The 14459-nt window shown below is 71.7% G+C and carries 15 protein-coding genes; 13 read left to right on the top strand and 2 right to left on the bottom strand.

The features are described 5' to 3' along the window. Positions 1 to 9 precede the first annotated feature (9 nt). The 3 genes from DMH01_RS19355 to DMH01_RS19345 are packed head-to-tail and all read left to right on the top strand — an operon-like array spanning position 10 to position 3499. Entirely contained in the window at positions 10 to 1419 is a 1410-nt protein-coding gene (locus DMH01_RS19355; protein ID WP_125678613.1) for an acyl-CoA synthetase, read from the top strand. Continuing rightward, complete coding sequence (locus tag DMH01_RS19350) at positions 1412 to 2668, top strand: carboxyl transferase domain-containing protein (protein WP_125678612.1); 1257 nt, start codon at positions 1412 to 1414, stop codon at positions 2666 to 2668. The genes DMH01_RS19355 and DMH01_RS19350 overlap by 8 nt, the downstream gene beginning before the upstream one ends. A gap of 9 nt (positions 2669 to 2677) precedes the next feature. Then, positions 2678 to 3499 (top strand): SGNH/GDSL hydrolase family protein, encoded by an 822-nt coding sequence (locus DMH01_RS19345; RefSeq protein ID WP_125678611.1) that lies wholly within the window; start codon positions 2678 to 2680, stop codon positions 3497 to 3499. On the opposite strand, the gene DMH01_RS19340 is transcribed toward DMH01_RS19345, so the two are convergent. Further along, on the bottom strand, positions 3480 to 4409 hold the full coding sequence (locus DMH01_RS19340) for a helix-turn-helix domain-containing protein (protein ID WP_199745539.1): 930 nt from the start codon (positions 4407 to 4409) through the stop codon (positions 3480 to 3482). The two genes, DMH01_RS19345 and DMH01_RS19340, sit on opposite strands and share 20 nt — an antisense overlap. A gap of 99 nt (positions 4410 to 4508) precedes the next feature. Here DMH01_RS19340 and DMH01_RS19335 point away from each other — a divergent pair, with 99 nt between their 5' ends. After that, complete coding sequence (locus DMH01_RS19335; protein WP_125678610.1) at positions 4509 to 5510, top strand: trans-acting enoyl reductase family protein; 1002 nt, start codon at positions 4509 to 4511, stop codon at positions 5508 to 5510. On the opposite strand, the gene DMH01_RS19330 is transcribed toward DMH01_RS19335, so the two are convergent. Beyond that, entirely contained in the window at positions 5500 to 6000 is a 501-nt protein-coding gene (locus DMH01_RS19330; protein WP_125678829.1) for a D-alanyl-D-alanine carboxypeptidase, read from the bottom strand. The two genes, DMH01_RS19335 and DMH01_RS19330, sit on opposite strands and share 11 nt — an antisense overlap. Positions 6001 to 6154: 154 nt before the next feature. On the opposite strand from DMH01_RS19330, the gene DMH01_RS19325 reads away from it, so the two are divergent. The 9 genes from DMH01_RS19325 (at position 6155) to DMH01_RS19285 (ending at position 14433) form a co-directional block, all read left to right on the top strand. Next, positions 6155 to 6889, top strand: coding sequence for a response regulator transcription factor (locus DMH01_RS19325; protein ID WP_125678609.1), 735 nt, complete (start codon positions 6155 to 6157; stop codon positions 6887 to 6889). Continuing rightward, entirely contained in the window at positions 6886 to 8292 is a 1407-nt protein-coding gene (locus tag DMH01_RS19320) for an ATP-binding protein (RefSeq protein WP_125678608.1), read from the top strand. Before DMH01_RS19325 ends, DMH01_RS19320 begins: the two co-directional genes overlap by 4 nt. Then, on the top strand, positions 8289 to 8750 hold the full coding sequence (locus DMH01_RS19315; RefSeq protein ID WP_125678607.1) for a GerMN domain-containing protein: 462 nt from the start codon (positions 8289 to 8291) through the stop codon (positions 8748 to 8750). The genes DMH01_RS19320 and DMH01_RS19315 overlap by 4 nt, the downstream gene beginning before the upstream one ends. A 213-nt stretch (positions 8751 to 8963) precedes the next feature. Further along, positions 8964 to 9713, top strand: coding sequence for a 2,3-dihydro-2,3-dihydroxybenzoate dehydrogenase (gene dhbA / locus DMH01_RS19310; RefSeq protein ID WP_125678606.1), 750 nt, complete (start codon positions 8964 to 8966; stop codon positions 9711 to 9713). Between the two features lie 154 nt (positions 9714 to 9867). After that, positions 9868 to 11064, top strand: coding sequence for an isochorismate synthase (locus DMH01_RS19305; RefSeq protein WP_125678605.1), 1197 nt, complete (start codon positions 9868 to 9870; stop codon positions 11062 to 11064). Beyond that, positions 11061 to 12683 carry a (2,3-dihydroxybenzoyl)adenylate synthase gene (locus DMH01_RS19300; RefSeq protein WP_125678604.1) on the top strand — a complete coding sequence of 541 codons (1623 nt, stop codon included), beginning with the start codon at positions 11061 to 11063 and terminating at the stop codon, positions 12681 to 12683. The genes DMH01_RS19305 and DMH01_RS19300 overlap by 4 nt, the downstream gene beginning before the upstream one ends. Positions 12684 to 12686: 3 nt before the next feature. Continuing rightward, a complete protein-coding gene (locus DMH01_RS19295; RefSeq protein WP_125678603.1) occupies positions 12687 to 13349 on the top strand; it encodes an isochorismatase family protein in 663 nt (220 codons plus the stop codon). After that, positions 13349 to 13582: a phosphopantetheine-binding protein gene (locus tag DMH01_RS19290; RefSeq protein WP_125678602.1), complete on the top strand. Its 234-nt coding sequence runs from the start codon at positions 13349 to 13351 to the stop codon at positions 13580 to 13582. The genes DMH01_RS19295 and DMH01_RS19290 overlap by 1 nt, the downstream gene beginning before the upstream one ends. Continuing rightward, positions 13579 to 14433 carry a siderophore-interacting protein gene (locus DMH01_RS19285; RefSeq protein ID WP_125678601.1) on the top strand — a complete coding sequence of 285 codons (855 nt, stop codon included), beginning with the start codon at positions 13579 to 13581 and terminating at the stop codon, positions 14431 to 14433. The genes DMH01_RS19290 and DMH01_RS19285 overlap by 4 nt, the downstream gene beginning before the upstream one ends. Positions 14434 to 14459 lie beyond the last annotated feature (26 nt).

Below are 14459 nucleotides of genomic sequence, written 5' to 3'. Positions count from 1 at the left end.
AGGAGATCCATGCTGGTTGCCGGGAAGAGTGACCGCGTCGCCCTGCGGTTCGGGGCCGAGTCCCTGACCTACGGCGAACTCGCGTCCGTCGCGGGCGCGCTCGCCGCCACGCTGGCCGGCCGCACGCGGGTCGCGGTGTGGGCGACACCGACGCTGCGGACCTGTGTCGCGATCGTCGCCGCGCTGACCGCCGGAGTCCCGGTGGTGCCGATCAATCCGAAGGCAGGCTCCCGCGAACTGGCGCATATCGTCGCCGACAGTGTGCCGGACCTGGTGCTGGCCGCACCGGACGCGGACCTGCCGCCGGAACTCGATGTCCTGCCGCGGGTTCCGGTCGAGCCGGACACCTCGGGCACACCCTGGCAAGGCGAGGAACCGGATCCGGAAACCCCGGCGTTCGTCATCTACACCTCGGGCACCACCGGCCCGCCGAAGGGCGTCGTCCTCCCGCGACGGGCGGTGGTGTCGAATCTCGACGCGCTCGCGGAGATCTGGGGTTGGACCGACGCCGACGTCCTCGTGCACGCCCTGCCGTTGTTCCATGTACACGGCCTGATCCTCGGCGTGGTCGGCCCGCTGCGTCGGGGCGGTTCGCTGCATCACCTCGGCCGGTTCTCGACCGAAGCGGCCGCGAAGGAACTCGCCGGTGCGGGCACGATGCTCTTCGGCGTCCCGACGATGTACCACCGGCTCGCGGCCGACTGCGAGGCCGATCCCGCGCTGGCCGCCGGAGTGGGCGCGGCGCGGCTGCTGGTTTCGGGCTCGGCTGCCCTGCCCGCGACCGACCACGAGCGGATCACCGCCGCGACCGGGCAGCGGGTCGTCGAACGCTATGGCATGACCGAAACGCTGATGAACTGCGGTGTCCGCGCCACAGGGGACCGGCGGCCGGGTGCGGTCGGCCCGCCGGTGCCCGGCGTCGAACTGCGGCTGGTGGACGACGCCGGGGAACCGCTCACCGGCGAGTCCGTCGGCGAGATCGAGGTCCGCGGCCCGAACCTGTTCCTCGGCTACCTGAACCGGCCGGACGCCACGGAAACCGCGATGCGGGACGGCTGGTTCAAGACCGGCGACATGGCGGTGCGCGATCCGGACGGCTACGTGCGGATCGTGGGCCGCCGCGCCACCGACCTCATCAAAAGCGGCGGCTACAAGATCGGCGCGGGCGAGATCGAGAACGCCCTCCTGGAGCATCCGGGGGTCGCGGAGGCGGCCGTCACCGGGGAGCCGGACGACGACCTCGGCGAGCGCATCGTGGCCTGGATCGTCCCGGCCGGGGACAAGCCGACGGCGGGCGAACTCGCCGACCACGTCGCCGGATTGCTGTCCCCGCACAAGCGGCCGCGGGTGGTGCATTACCTGGAAGCGTTGCCCCGCAACGAGATGGGCAAGGTCCTCAAGCGGGCGCTCCATGACTGACCCGCTCGGCTGGGACGGGTACGCCGCTTCACTGGCACGCGCCAGGGAACGCACGGGTACGGACGAGTCGGTGGTCTGGGAGCGCGCGAAGATCGGCGACCACGAGGTCGTGGTGATCCGCTTCGAGTTCGGCTTCCTCGGCGGTTCGGTCGGGACCGGCACCGGCGCGCTCATCGAGCAGGCGCTCGACGAGGCGCGCTCGCACCGCCTGCCCGTCGTCTCGCTGTCGTCCACGGGCGGCACCCGGATGCAGGAGGGCGTTCCCGCGCTGCGGCAACTGCAGCGGATCGCACGCGGTCTGGCGCTGCTGCGGCAAGCGCGGCTGCCGCACATCACCGTCGCGCGGCACCCCACCACCGGCGGGGTGTGGGCGTCCCTCGGCGCCGACGCCGATGTCGTGCTCGCCGTCCCCGGCGCTCAAGTGGGGTTCGCCGGACGCCGGGTGCGGCCGGAACGGTACATCGACGATCCCGCGTACACGGCGGAAAACCAGTACGCGGCCGGATACGTCGACGAACTCGTGGCCGAAGAGGCGATCACGGACCGGCTGGAGGTCTGGCTCGGTCTCCTGACCGGTGCTTCCCGGAACCGTCCGGCGGATCTGCCCCGCGCGCTCGGCGCCCTCGATCCCGCTCCGGACGGCTGGCAGGCCGTTCTCCGCGCCCGGTCGGCGAACCGGCCTCGCGCGGGCGCCTACCTCGACGACTACTTCGACACCCGCGTCACCCTCCGGGGCGGCGCCGACGACGGTGTCCTTTGTGGACTCGGCAGCAGGGGAGGGCGGCCGGTCGCCTTCGCGGCGCAGACCGGGACGGCGACCACACCCGGCGGTTTCCGGACGGCGACCCGGCTGATCCGCCTCGCCGACCGGCTGGGGCTGCCGGTGCTGACCCTCGTCGACACCCCGGGCGCGGCCGCCGATCCGGCCGCGGAGACGGCCGGGGCCGGGAACGCCATCGCCGGACTGTTCGCCGCGATCGCGGCGGCGAACGTGCCGATCACGACCCTGGTGATCGGCGAAGGCGGGTCGGGCGGCGCGCTCGCCTTCTGCTCGGCGGACCGGATCTGGCTCACCCCGGACGCCTGTTTCTCCGTCATCGCCCCGGAACTGGCGGCCGGGATCCTGAAACGGGATCCTGAAGAGATCCCCGCGCTCGCCGACGCGCTGAAGCCACGTCCCGAAGATCTGCTCGCCCTCGGTGTCATCGACGGCATCGCGGGACCGGAACCGGTCACCTTCCTGAGATAGGGGTTCGACATGGTCAAACGGATGTCCGTCGCGGTGCTCGCCGCGGTCACGCTCGGTCTCCTGGTCACGCCGCCGGGCCAAGCCGCCGGGGCCGCCCGCTACGTCGCCATGGGCAGTTCCTTCGCCGCGGGGCCCGGAATCCCGCCGCAGCAGCCCGGAACCCCGGCGGCGTGCGGACGTTCGACGAAGAACTACGCGAGTCTCGTGGCCGGGGAACGCAGATTCGCCCTCACGGATGTCACGTGCAGCGGAGCGACCACGGCGAACGTCCTCACCACCGGACAGGCCGGGCAGCCGCCGCAGATCGAGGCCGTCACCCGGGAAACCCGGCTGGTGACCATCACCATCGGCGGTAACGACGTCGGCTACGTCGGTAGCTTGTTCACGTACGGCTGCCAGAACACCGGCGGCGCGAACTGCGGGCAGGTCGACCAGAACGCCGTCCGGACGGCGCTGACCACGGTGCACGAGAAGATCGGCGCCGTCATCGCGGCGGTCCATCGGCGCGCGCCGCGGGCGCGTGTGCTGGTCGTCGACTATCTGACGATCGTGCCGCGCACCGCGCCCGCCTGCGACGGCGTTCCGCTCACCCCGGAGCAGCTGGCCTTCGAACGCGAGGTCGCGGACCGGCTCGCGGCGGCGACCCGCCGGGCGGCCCGCGCCGAACGGGCCACCCTGATCCCGGCGGCCGCGGTCAGCGCGGACCACGACGCCTGTGCCGCCGTCCCGTGGATGGAGCGGTACGCGGCCGCGCCGGGACGCGTGCCGTACCACCCGAACGAGGCCGGGATGGCGGCCGTCGCGGATCTGGTCACGGCACGGCTGCCTTAGCGCGGAAAGTCCGGCGGTAGCTGTCCGGCGGCACCCCGACCGTGCGGTTGAAGTGCCGCCGCAGCGTGGCGGCGGTACCCATCCCGGTGGCCTCGGCGATCAGGTCGACGCTGTCGTCGGTGCGTTCCAGGAGTTCCTGCGCGCGGCGGATGCGCTGGTTCAGCAGCCAGCGCAGCGGGGTCGTCCCGGTCGCCGACCGGAAGTGCCGGGCCAGGTTGCGTGAACTCATGTTCGCGTGCCGGGCGAGGTCCTCGACGGTCAGCGGCCGGTCGAGCCGTTCGGTGACCCAGGGGAGCAGACCGCCGAGCGGATGGTCGTCCTGGTCGGGCACCGGGGCGGTGACGAACTGGGCCTGCCCGCCCGCGCGGTGCGGCGGGACGACCAGGCGGCGGGCGATGGTGTTCGCGACCGCCGAACCGTGGTCGGACCGGACCAGGTGCAGGCACAGGTCCATCGCGGCGGCCTTGCCCGCCGAGGTGAGCACGCTGCCGTTGTCCACGTAGAGGACGTCCGGATCGACCTCCACCGAGGGGAACCGGGCGGCGAGGACGTCGGTGTGCGCCCAGTGCGTCGTCGCCCGGCGGCCGTCGAGCAGTCCGGCGGCCGCCAGCACGAACGCGCCCGTGCACAGGGACGCCACCCGCGCGCCCGCTTCGTGGGCGGCGCGCACGGCCTCGATCAGCTCCGACGGCGGATCGACGTCGATGTCGGCCCAGCCGGGGACGATGACGGTGCCGGCGCGCTTCAGCTCGTCGAGCCCGTGCTCCGGTTCGAGCAGGAATCGGCCGACCCTCACCGGCTTCGAGCCGTAGACGCCGAATTCGTACAGGCCCGTGTCGAAGACCTCGTGGGCGATGGACAGCTCGAACTGCAGCATTCCGTCCGTGGCGGCGAGGGCGACCGTACTCATGTCCGAAAGTGTACGCATGATGGCGTTCCGGACACTGTCGAACGCCGGGATCCCTCGACAGGATGGTCCACAGTGGATCGACCGAGGGCAGGAGAAACCATGGGTACGTACGACGTCGCGGTGTTCGGGGCTTACGGGCACACCGGGCGGTTCGTGGTGGCGGAGTTGCGCGAACGCGGATTCGGCGTGCTGGCCGTCGGACGCGACGAGGCGAAACTGCGCGGCCTGCCGTGGCCTGATCTCGACGTCCGGCAGGCGTCGGTCGACGACCCGGCTTCGCTCGACCGCGCGTTCGCCGGCGCGGACGCGGTGATCAACGCCGCCGGGCCCTTCGCCGACACCGCCGCTCCGGTGATCGAAGCGGCGCTGCGGGCGGGCGTCCCGTATCTGGACGTGGCCGCGGAGCTCGAAGCGAACATCGACACCTTCGCGCAGTTCAGCGACCGGGCCGCGGGGGCGACGGTGATCCCGGCGATGGCGTTCTTCGGCGGCCTCGGCGACCTGATGGTCACCGCCGCGATGGGCGACTGGACGTCCGCCGACGAAGCGCACGTCGCGTACGCACTGAGCAGCTGGCATCCGACGGAAGGGACTCGCGCGGCGGGCAGGGTCTCGCGGGAGCGGCGGGACGGAAAGCGGATCCGCTTCTCCGGCGGCCGGATCGAGCGCCGTGACGATGCGCTGCCGGAGCTGGACTGGGACTTCCCCGCACCGTTCGGCACCCGCGCCGTGCTCGGCGAGTTCACGATGGCCGACGTCGTCACCGTTCCGAGTCATCTCGCCATTCCCGAAGTGACCACGTACATGACCGTGAACGCGGCCCGCGAGGTCGTGACGCCCGAGACGCCCGCGCCTCCCGCCGACGGCCCTTCCTCGCAGGAGTTCGTGGTCGACGTCGTCGTGCGGTCCGGCGGCGAAGAACGACGGATCGTCGCGCGGGGGCAGGACATCTACGCGATCACGGCACCGCTGGTGGTGGAGGCCGTCCAGCGCGTGCTCGACGGCCGGACGAAGGCGACCGGGGTCGTCTCGGCGGGCGAGGTCTTCGACGCGGCCGACTTCCTGGCGGCACTGGCGCCGCGGATCACCGTCACCGGGTGACACCTTCGCGCCAGCCAGGATGCGGCAGCCGCGCGGGTGCGACCTCGCCGGGCCGGTACTCGAAATGCCACCACTCGTTGTCGTAGATCCGGTAGAGGGCGAAGCGGGCGCCGTGGTCCTCCAGCCACTGCGCCCCCTCGCGCGGCCGGACGTCCAGCGCCGTACCGCTGACGTGCGCGGAATCCTGCGGCGGCAGGACACGCTTCCGTCCGGCCTCGGCGAGGTACAGCCGGTGCTGCTCGGCGGCGTCCCGGTGCCCCGAGGTGACGCCGAGCAGTGTGCGGTGCCGCCAGAACGCCTCGGTCCTGGCGGCGGTGAACGCGGCGAGCGTCCCGGCGGTCAGCCCGGCGAGGTTTTCGGCGGGGAACCGCAGCGACAGCGCCCAGCCGCAGGCGAGCCGCCGTGCCTGGCCTGGGGATCGCAGCCACGCCGGGATCAGCAGCAGGACCGCGAGGACGCGGGTGATCGCCGCGAGCACGAGTTCTTTCATGCCGTCGACACTCGCCGACGCCTGTGCGAACCCGATCGCGGCGACGTGCGCGGACGCCGACGAAAAGGTCACCGTTCCGCACGGAGCACGCCGTGACGCAACGATGACATTCCGTGGACGTTCCGCGGAAACGGGACGGGCACCATGGCGTGTCATGGACGAGCGGATTCCGTCCGGCGCTGCGATAGTCGTCGGCATGCCCAGGGTGCTGCTCATCGAGGACGACCAAGCCGTGCGTGACGGGCTCAGCATGGCGCTGGGCGGCCGTGGCCACGCGGTCGACGCGGTGGCCACCGGCGAGGAAGGCCTCGCCCGGCTCGCGTCCCGGCCGCCGGACATCGTGGTACTGGACCTGATGCTGCCCGGACTGGACGGTTTCGAGGTCTGCCGCCGGATCCGGGCGGCGGGGGATCTGCCGATCATCATGCTCACCGCGCGCAACGAGGACATCGACGTGGTGGCCGGGCTCGCCGCCGGCGCGGACGACTACGTGGTCAAACCCGCCAGGGCCCAGGTGCTGGAGGCCCGGATCCGCGCGGTGCTGCGCCGCAGCGGGCAACCCGCGCCGTCGGTGCCCACGACGGCCGGGATCGAGCGGCACGGCGACCTCGGCATCGACCGTGCCGGGCTGACCGTGACCAAAGGGGACAAGCCCGTCGCCCTCGCCCCGACCGAACTGCGGCTCCTGCTCGAACTCACGCAGGTGCCGGGCCGGGTGCTCAGCAGGCAGTACCTGTTGGAAAGCGTGTGGGAGCACGGCTACTTCGGCGACTCCCGGGTCGTCGACGCCTGTGTGCAGCGGCTGCGCGCGAAGATCGAGGACGACTCGTCCGCGCCGGTCTACGTGCAGACGGTCCGCGGGTTCGGCTATCGCTTCGGGCCACTGTGAAGCTCGGTGGCCTGCGCACCCGGCTACTGCTGGCGTTCAGCCTGCTGGTCGTGATCACCGCGGCGACGGTCGCCGGCGGCGCCTACGTCCAGTCCCGCACCGTGATCCTCCAGCAGGCGCAGGACGCCACCGCGCGCGTCCTGGTCGACAAGGCCGCCGCGCTGTTCCCGCTCGGCCCGCTGCCGCCGGGGGACGGGACGCTGAGCCGGATCAGCGGCGAACTGTCCGACCGTGCCTTGAGCTCTCTGGTCCTGTACGAGGACAAGTCGAGCGGGAACGAGCAGATGCGGACGCTGATCTCGCCCGAGCTTCGCGAGCGGGTCCGGTCGGGAAACGTCGCCTGGCAACGAGTCGACTCCCGCGGCACGCCGATGCTGGTGGTGGGCACCAGGTTCACCGTCCTGCTTCCCGGCGGGCAGCAACGGGATTCGGGTATCGAGGCGTACGTCGCGCGCAGCATGGCGCCGGAGGCGAAGAGCATCGACGACCTCGCCACCCGGGCCTGGCTGATCGGCGGGGTGGCGCTCGTCTTCGCCATCGGGCTGGCGTTGCTGGCCGCCCGCGGTGTCCTGCGGCCGGTGCGGGAACTGGGCGACGCGGCGCGGCGGTTGGGAAAGGGAGACCTGCAGGCGCGGATCAGCGTTCGCGGCTCGGACGAACTGGCCGGGGTGGCGCGCACGTTCAACGAAACGGCCGAAGCGCTGGAGCGGCACGTCGGTGAGCTGGAACGGATGGAAGCCGACGCACGGCGGTTCGTCGCCGACGTCTCCCACGAACTGCGCACCCCGCTCGCCGCGATGACCGCGGTCGCGGACGTGCTGGAGCAGGAGGCGTCGAAGCTGCCGGGGGACGCCGGTCGCGCGGCGAAGATGAGCATCGAGGAGACGCACAACCTGACGCGGCTGGTCAACGACCTCATCGAGGTCTCCCGCTTCGACGCCGGGGCAGCCGCGTTGGCGCGGGAGGAAGTCGACGTTGCCGAGGTGATCACGGCGCGCCTGCGCATCCGAGGCTGGACGGGTGAGGTGGAGGGCGACTTGCCGTCCGGGATCTTCGCCGAATGGGATCCGAGGCGGGTGGACGTCATCGTGGCGAATCTGGTCGGGAACGCGTTGCGGCACGGGGAAAAGCCGGTCGCGCTCCGGCTTTCCGAAGCGGGGGACCGGATCACGCTGGAGGTCTCGGATCGCGGTCCCGGGCTGGCGCCCGAGGTGCTCCCGCACGTGTTCGACCGGTTCTACAAGGCGGATTCGGCCAGGGCGAGGTCCGGCGGCAGCGGACTCGGGCTGGCGATCGCCTGGGAGAACGCCCGGCTGCACGGCGGCACCTTGAGCGCGGCCAACGGCGCCGACGGCGGCGCGGTGTTCACGCTGTGCCTGCCCCGGCAGGGAGTGACGGCGTGAAGAGGAACCGGCTTTCGGCGCTCCTGGTCGTTTTACTGGTCGCGGGCTGCGGTGTCCGGCCCAGTGCCGTGATCACCGGGGCGCCCGCGCCGACCGGCCCCGCGAACGGCGCGGTGCTCTACTTCCTGTCCGGCGGGCAGCCGGTCCGCGTGTTGCGTCCACTGGCCCAGGAACTGCCTCCGGCGAGTCCCGTCGACCTGCTCGCCGCCGGACCGGACGAGAGCGAGCGGGAACGGGACTACACCACGGAAGTCCCGCCCGGCACCGCGGTTCTGGACCAGACGCCCGCGCCGAACGGGGTCACGGTGACCCTGTCGGTCGGCGTCGCCGGGTTGTCGGCGAGGGCGGTCGACCAGATCGTGTGCACCGCCAGGGATTCTCTCGGCGGGAGCGCGCAGATCACGTTGCGGGGCGAAGGATCCGTCCGCGGTCCGCTGTCGTGTCCCTTGCCCGGTTAGGGGTCGTGTTCGTGGGCGGTGCCGGGCGGTGGGGTGAAGGAGGCCTTCACGGAGCGGGACCAAGCACACCCGGACAGCAAGCACCACGGCATTTTTACCCCTCCCGTCCAGCCCGGAAGTGTCCCGAATCACCGGTGTCGGTCCCTCGCTTTGTCCGGATCGGCCCGCTAGCTTAGGCAAGGCTAAGCAAATGGAACGTAGGGTGGTTGTGGCGTGGAGGGGATCGAGGGCAAGGTCGCGCTCGTCACCGGGGGCGCGCGCGGGATCGGGGCGGCCGTCGTGGACGCGCTCGCCGGGGCCGGCGCGGTCGTGGCGGCGGTGGATCTGGCGGAAACCGCTCCCCGGGACGGGGTGACGTCGTTCGTCGCGGATGTCGGGGATCCCGCCGCCGTCGCGCGGGTCGTCGACGAGGTCGAACGCGAACTCGGGCCGATCGGGATCGGGGCGTCCGTCGCGGGTGTCCTGAAGCCGGGGTCCGTTTGCGACACGAGCGACGAAGACTGGGCGGCGACCTTCGCGGTCAACTCCACCGGTGTCTTCACCGTGCTCCGCGAGATTTCCCGCCGGATGGTTCCCCGCCGGAGCGGGGTACTGGTGACCGTCGGGTCGAACGCGGCGGGAGTCCCACGCAGCGGGATGGCCGCCTACGCCGCGTCGAAGGCGGCCGCGACGATGCTGACCCGCTGTCTCGGACTCGAACTCGCCGGCGCCGGCATCCGCTGCAACATCGTCTCTCCCGGCTCGACCGACACCGAGATGCAACGTCTACTGTGGACGGACGAGAACGGCGCGGACCGTGTCATCGCGGGGAATCCGGAGCAATACCGTGTCGGCATACCACTGGGCCGGATAGCCGAACCGGCCGACATCGCCGACGCCGTCCTGTTTTTGGCCTCCGACCGCGCGCGGCACATCACGATGCAGAACCTCTACGTCGACGGCGGGGCCACGCTCCGCGCGTGATCTCGATGACGCAACGAAGACTTTTCGGGTCCGTATGATTAGGTTAGGCTAACCGAAAGGCGCGTCCGGGGGATGGCGTTCCGCGCCGCATAGGGCACCGCAGCACCACAAGGTGTCGACCTGGTCAGTAGTATTCGCGAAAGGGAATCCAGTCGTGTCCTCACCTGCACCGGCCCGACCAAGGCCGGTCCACCAGGCGGCCGATCTGCTGGCGGCGTACCTGCCCGGATCGTTCTACTACTCGTCCGCTCGAGGATCGCTTCTCGCCGACGGGGTGTATTCCCCGGTCCACGCGGTGCCGGGCAAACGCGCCCGTGCCGCCGCCGAAGTCCTCGACGCCGCCCTCGTGGCGGGAGTGACCGAACCCGTGGTCGCCGGGGCCATCGGCTTCCGGCCCGACGCGCCGAGCAGCCTGGTGGTACCCGCCGTGGTGCGCCGGGCCGGACCACCGACGGCGAGTGGTCCGGTCGCCCCGCTCGGCGGCGGGAGCTGGTCGGTGTCGCCACGGCCCGCGCCGGAGGTCTACACCACTGCCGTCGCCAAGGCGCTGGACGAGATCCGCGACGGTGACCTGCGCAAGATCGTGCTGGCCCGCTGCCTCGACGTCACCGGTGGCGACCCCATCGCCGTGCCGCGGCTGCTGGCCCGTCTCGTCCACGCGGACCCCGGGGCCCACGCTTTCGCGGTCGACGTCAGCGCGCCGGGGGATCCCGCCCCGCGCACCCTCATCGGTGCGAGCCCGGAACTGCTGGTTTCCCGTCGCGGCCGGGTCGTGACGGCCAACCCGCTGGCCGGATCGCGGAAGAGGGTGGCCGACGACGCCGAAAACGCCCGCCGGATCGACGATCTGCTGACGTCCGAAAAGGACCGTGCCGAACACGCCCACGTCGCCGCCCAGGTGGCCGAAGTGCTGGGCCGGTTCTGCGTCGACCTCGACGTCCCCGCCGAACCCGAGGTGATCGGCACGCCCACGATGTGGCACCTCTCGACCAGGATCAGCGGACGGCTCGCCGACCCGGGCGACGCCGGTTCTTCCGCGCTCGGGCTGGCGGAAGCGCTGCATCCGACACCCGCCGTCTGCGGCGTCCCGACCGCGCTCGCCCGCGGAACGATCGCCGCGCTCGAACCCGAGGATCGCGGCTATTACGCGGGTCTCGTCGGCTGGACCGACCAGGACGGTGACGGTGAATGGGTCGTCACCATCCGCTGCGCCGAGGTCCGCGACCGCACCGTGCGGCTGTTCGCCGGCGCGGGAGTGGTGGCGGGTTCCGATCCGGCGGCCGAACTCGCCGAGACCGGCGCGAAGTTCGGCACCATGCTGCGGGCCCTCGGTCTGGAGGGAGCGGAATGACCGTCGACCACGTGCCCTGGCCGCCGGAAACCGCGGCGCGCTACCGGGCTTCCGGATATTGGCGCGGCCAGACCTTCGGCAAATTGCTGACCAGCCTCGCCGAGGCCTACGCCGAGCGGCCCGCCGTGATCGGCGAGAACGCGCGCTGGACCTTCGCCGAACTCGACGAGCGGGCGCACCGGCTCGCCGCCGGGTTCGCCGGGGCCGGGATCCAAGCGGGCGACCGGGTCGTCGTGCAGCTGCCGAACGTGCCGGAGTTCGCGTCCGTCGTGTTCGGACTGTGGCGCGCGGGTGCGTTGCCGGTGTTCGCGCTGCCCGCGCACCGGGCGAGCGAGCTGCGGCATTTCGCCGAACAGAGCGAGGCCGCGGCGATCCTGACCGTCGGCGAGCACGAACGGTTCGACCACGCGGCCATGGCGCACGCGGTCGCGGCCGAAATCCCCTCGGTGCGGAACGTCTTCGTCGTCGGCACGGAGGAATTCGCCGTGCTGGAAGCGGCGACTCCGCGCGCACTGCCGGATCCGGACCCCGCCGGTGTCGCGTTCCTCCAGCTGTCCGGCGGCAGCACCGGACTGCCGAAACTGATCCCGCGCACGCACGACGACTACCTCTACAGCGTCCGGGAAAGCGCCAGGATCTGCGGTCTGCGCCCGGAAAGCGTGTACCTGGCCGCGTTGCCGGTCGCGCACAACTTCCCGCTCAGCTCGCCCGGTCTGCTCGGTGCCCTGCACGCGGGCGCGGCCACGGTGTTCGCGCCGCGCCCCGACGCCGACACCGCGTTCCGGCTGATCGAGGCCGAGGGCGTGACGATCACCGGGCTCGTGCCGCCGCTGGCCGCCGCGTGGGCGCAGGCGGCCGCGCGGACCACCCGCGATCTGTCCTCTTTGGACGTCCTGCTGGTCGGCGGCGCCAAATGCGCCCGCGAGCTGGCGGAGAAGATCGGGCCCGCGCTCGGCTGCCGTCTGCAGCAGGTGTTCGGCATGGCCGAGGGACTCGTCTGCTACACCCGGCTCGACGATCCGGACGAGTACGTCCTCGCCACACAGGGACGGCCGATCTCGCCGGACGACGAGATCCGCGTCGTGAACCCGGACGACCCACTGTCCACTTCGGACGATATCGTCGCGCCGGGCGAGATCGGCGCGTTGCTGACGCGCGGCCCGTACACGATCCGCGGCTACTACCGCGCCGCCGAGCACAACAAGACCGCGTTCACCGAGGACGGCTTCTACCGCACCGGGGATCTCGTGCGGCAGCACCCGTCGGGACACCTCGAAGTCGTCGGCAGGGCCAAGGAACAGATCAACCGCGGCGGCGAAAAGGTGGCCGCGGAAGAGGTCGAGAACCACCTGATGGCCCACCCCGGCGTGCTCGACGCCGCCGTCGTCGCGGTACCGGACCCGTACCTGGGCGAGCGCACCTGCGCCTACGTCGTCCCCGCCGCCGGTGCCGAACCCGCCGCGGCGGAACTGCGCCGGTTCGTCCGCGAACGCGGGGTGGCGGCGTTCAAGGTGCCCGATCTGGTCCAGGTCGTGCCGGAGTTCCCGGTGACCGGCGTCGGCAAGACCAGCAAACGCGAGCTGCGGGCGGCGTTGGCCGCCCTGGCGAAGGAGAAGTGAACGGTGTCACTGCCCAAGATCCAGCCGTACGCCCTGCCGACGGAGGCCGAGCTGCCCGCCGGGCGGGTCGGCTGGAAACCCGACCCCGCCCGCGCCGCGCTGCTGGTGCACGACGCGCAGCGGTACTTCCTCGCGCCGTACGAAGGATCCCCGGTGCCGGAGATGGTCGCGAACATCGCCGCGCTCGCCGACGCCGCCCGCGCCGCGGGTGTCCCGGTGTTCTACACCGCGCAGCCCGGTCACCAGGCCGCGGAGGATCGTGGCCTGCTCACCGAGTTCTGGGGTGACGGCATCGGCGCGGTCATCGACGAAGACCCCGCCGCCGCCGACGTGGTGGCCGAACTCGCGCCGAAACCGGGTGACACCGTCCTGACGAAATGGCGCTACAGCGCGTTCCAGCGCAGCACGTTCACCGAACAACTCGCCGAGGTGGGCCGGGACCAGCTGCTGATCACCGGCGTCTACGCGCATATCGGCTGCCAGGCCACCGCCGTCGAGGCGTTCATGCGGGACATCCAGCCGTTCCTCGTCGGCGACGCGGTCGCGGACTTCTCCCGCGAGCGTCACGACCAGGCCTGTGAATACGTCGCCCAGCGCTGCGGCGCACTGACCACCACGGCCGCCGCGCTCGCCGCGCTGGCCCCGATGCACGCCGGAGAGCGGTAATGAGCCTGACCACAGCGAAGATCCACGCCGACGTCGCCGAACTGCTCGGCTGCGACCCGGCCGAGCTGAAGCCGGAGACCGATCTGACCGATCTCGGTCTCGACTCGATGCGGATCATGGGCCTGGTCGAGCAGTGGCGCACCGAAGGCGCCGACAACCTGGAGTTCGCCGACCTCGCCGAACAACCGACCCTCGGCCACTGGACCCAGGTCCTCACCGGGAGCACCGCGTGAGCCGCGCCGACCATCGCCACCGGCACCTCGAACGCATCGCCGAGGTGCGCGGGGGAGCGCACGCGGAGAAGGTCCCGTACCCGATCCGCGTCCGGCAGGCCGAGGTCGTGCGCACCACGATGATCGGTTCCGGACTGCTCCGCGTCACCCTCGGCGGGCCGGGAACCGCGGGTTTCGAGGCGCATTCGCCCGACGAGCACGTGAAAGTCCTGTTCCCCGAACTGGATCCGGAGCCGAAGCTGCCGGTCCAGGACGGCGACATGCTGCGCTGGCCGAAGCCCTCGCCGACGTCGCGCGAGTACACGGTCCGCCGGTACGACCCGGCTTCCGGGGAACTCGACCTCGACGTCGCGCTGCACGAAGGCGGGCTCGGCTCCGGCTGGGCCGAGAAGGTCGCCCCCGGCACGCCGGTGCACGTCGCCGGTCCGCCCGGCGGGCTGATCGTGCCGCATACCTACGACCGCTACCTGCTCGCCGGTGATCTCACCGCGCTGCCCGCGATCGCGCGCTGGCTCGAAGAGCTGCCGCGCACCGCCGCGGGCTGGGCGTTCATCGAGGTCACCGACGCGAGCGAGGAGATCGAGCTGTCCGCGCCCGAAGACGTCGAGGTGCACTGGCTGCACCGGGGCGACGTCGCGCCGGGTGCTTCGGACATGCTCGCCCGCGCGGTCATGACGATCGAGGTCCCCGCCGGTGAACGGCTTTACGCCTGGGTCGCCGGTGAAGCAGGGCAGATCAAGCCGTTGCGCCGCTGGCTCAAGAACGACCTCGGGCTCGGCAAGGACGACCACGACGTGACCGGCTACTGGAAACGCGGCGTCGCGGACTTCGACGACGAGCACGACCACTGATCCCCACCCACTGAAATAACGAGGAA

Origin of the sequence: Amycolatopsis sp. WAC 04182, from assembly GCF_003947465.1 — a bacterium.
Taxonomy (GTDB): domain Bacteria; phylum Actinomycetota; class Actinomycetes; order Mycobacteriales; family Pseudonocardiaceae; genus Amycolatopsis.
Note: the sequence above shows the minus strand (reverse complement) of the source record. Positions and strands in the feature narration are given on the sequence as shown.

Coding starts and splice junctions, on each gene's coding strand:
- DMH01_RS19355 (WP_125678613.1), top strand. CDS start 10: ATGCTGGTTGCCGGGAAGAGTGACCGCGTCGCCCTGCGGTTCGGGGCC.
- DMH01_RS19350 (WP_125678612.1), top strand. CDS start 1,412: ATGACTGACCCGCTCGGCTGGGACGGGTACGCCGCTTCACTGGCACGC.
- DMH01_RS19345 (WP_125678611.1), top strand. CDS start 2,678: ATGGTCAAACGGATGTCCGTCGCGGTGCTCGCCGCGGTCACGCTCGGT.
- DMH01_RS19340 (WP_199745539.1), bottom strand. CDS start 4,409: ATGAGTACGGTCGCCCTCGCCGCCACGGACGGAATGCTGCAGTTCGAG.
- DMH01_RS19335 (WP_125678610.1), top strand. CDS start 4,509: ATGGGTACGTACGACGTCGCGGTGTTCGGGGCTTACGGGCACACCGGG.
- DMH01_RS19330 (WP_125678829.1), bottom strand. CDS start 6,000: ATGAAAGAACTCGTGCTCGCGGCGATCACCCGCGTCCTCGCGGTCCTG.
- DMH01_RS19325 (WP_125678609.1), top strand. CDS start 6,155: ATGGACGAGCGGATTCCGTCCGGCGCTGCGATAGTCGTCGGCATGCCC.
- DMH01_RS19300 (WP_125678604.1), top strand. CDS start 11,061: ATGACCGTCGACCACGTGCCCTGGCCGCCGGAAACCGCGGCGCGCTAC.
- DMH01_RS19290 (WP_125678602.1), top strand. CDS start 13,349: ATGAGCCTGACCACAGCGAAGATCCACGCCGACGTCGCCGAACTGCTC.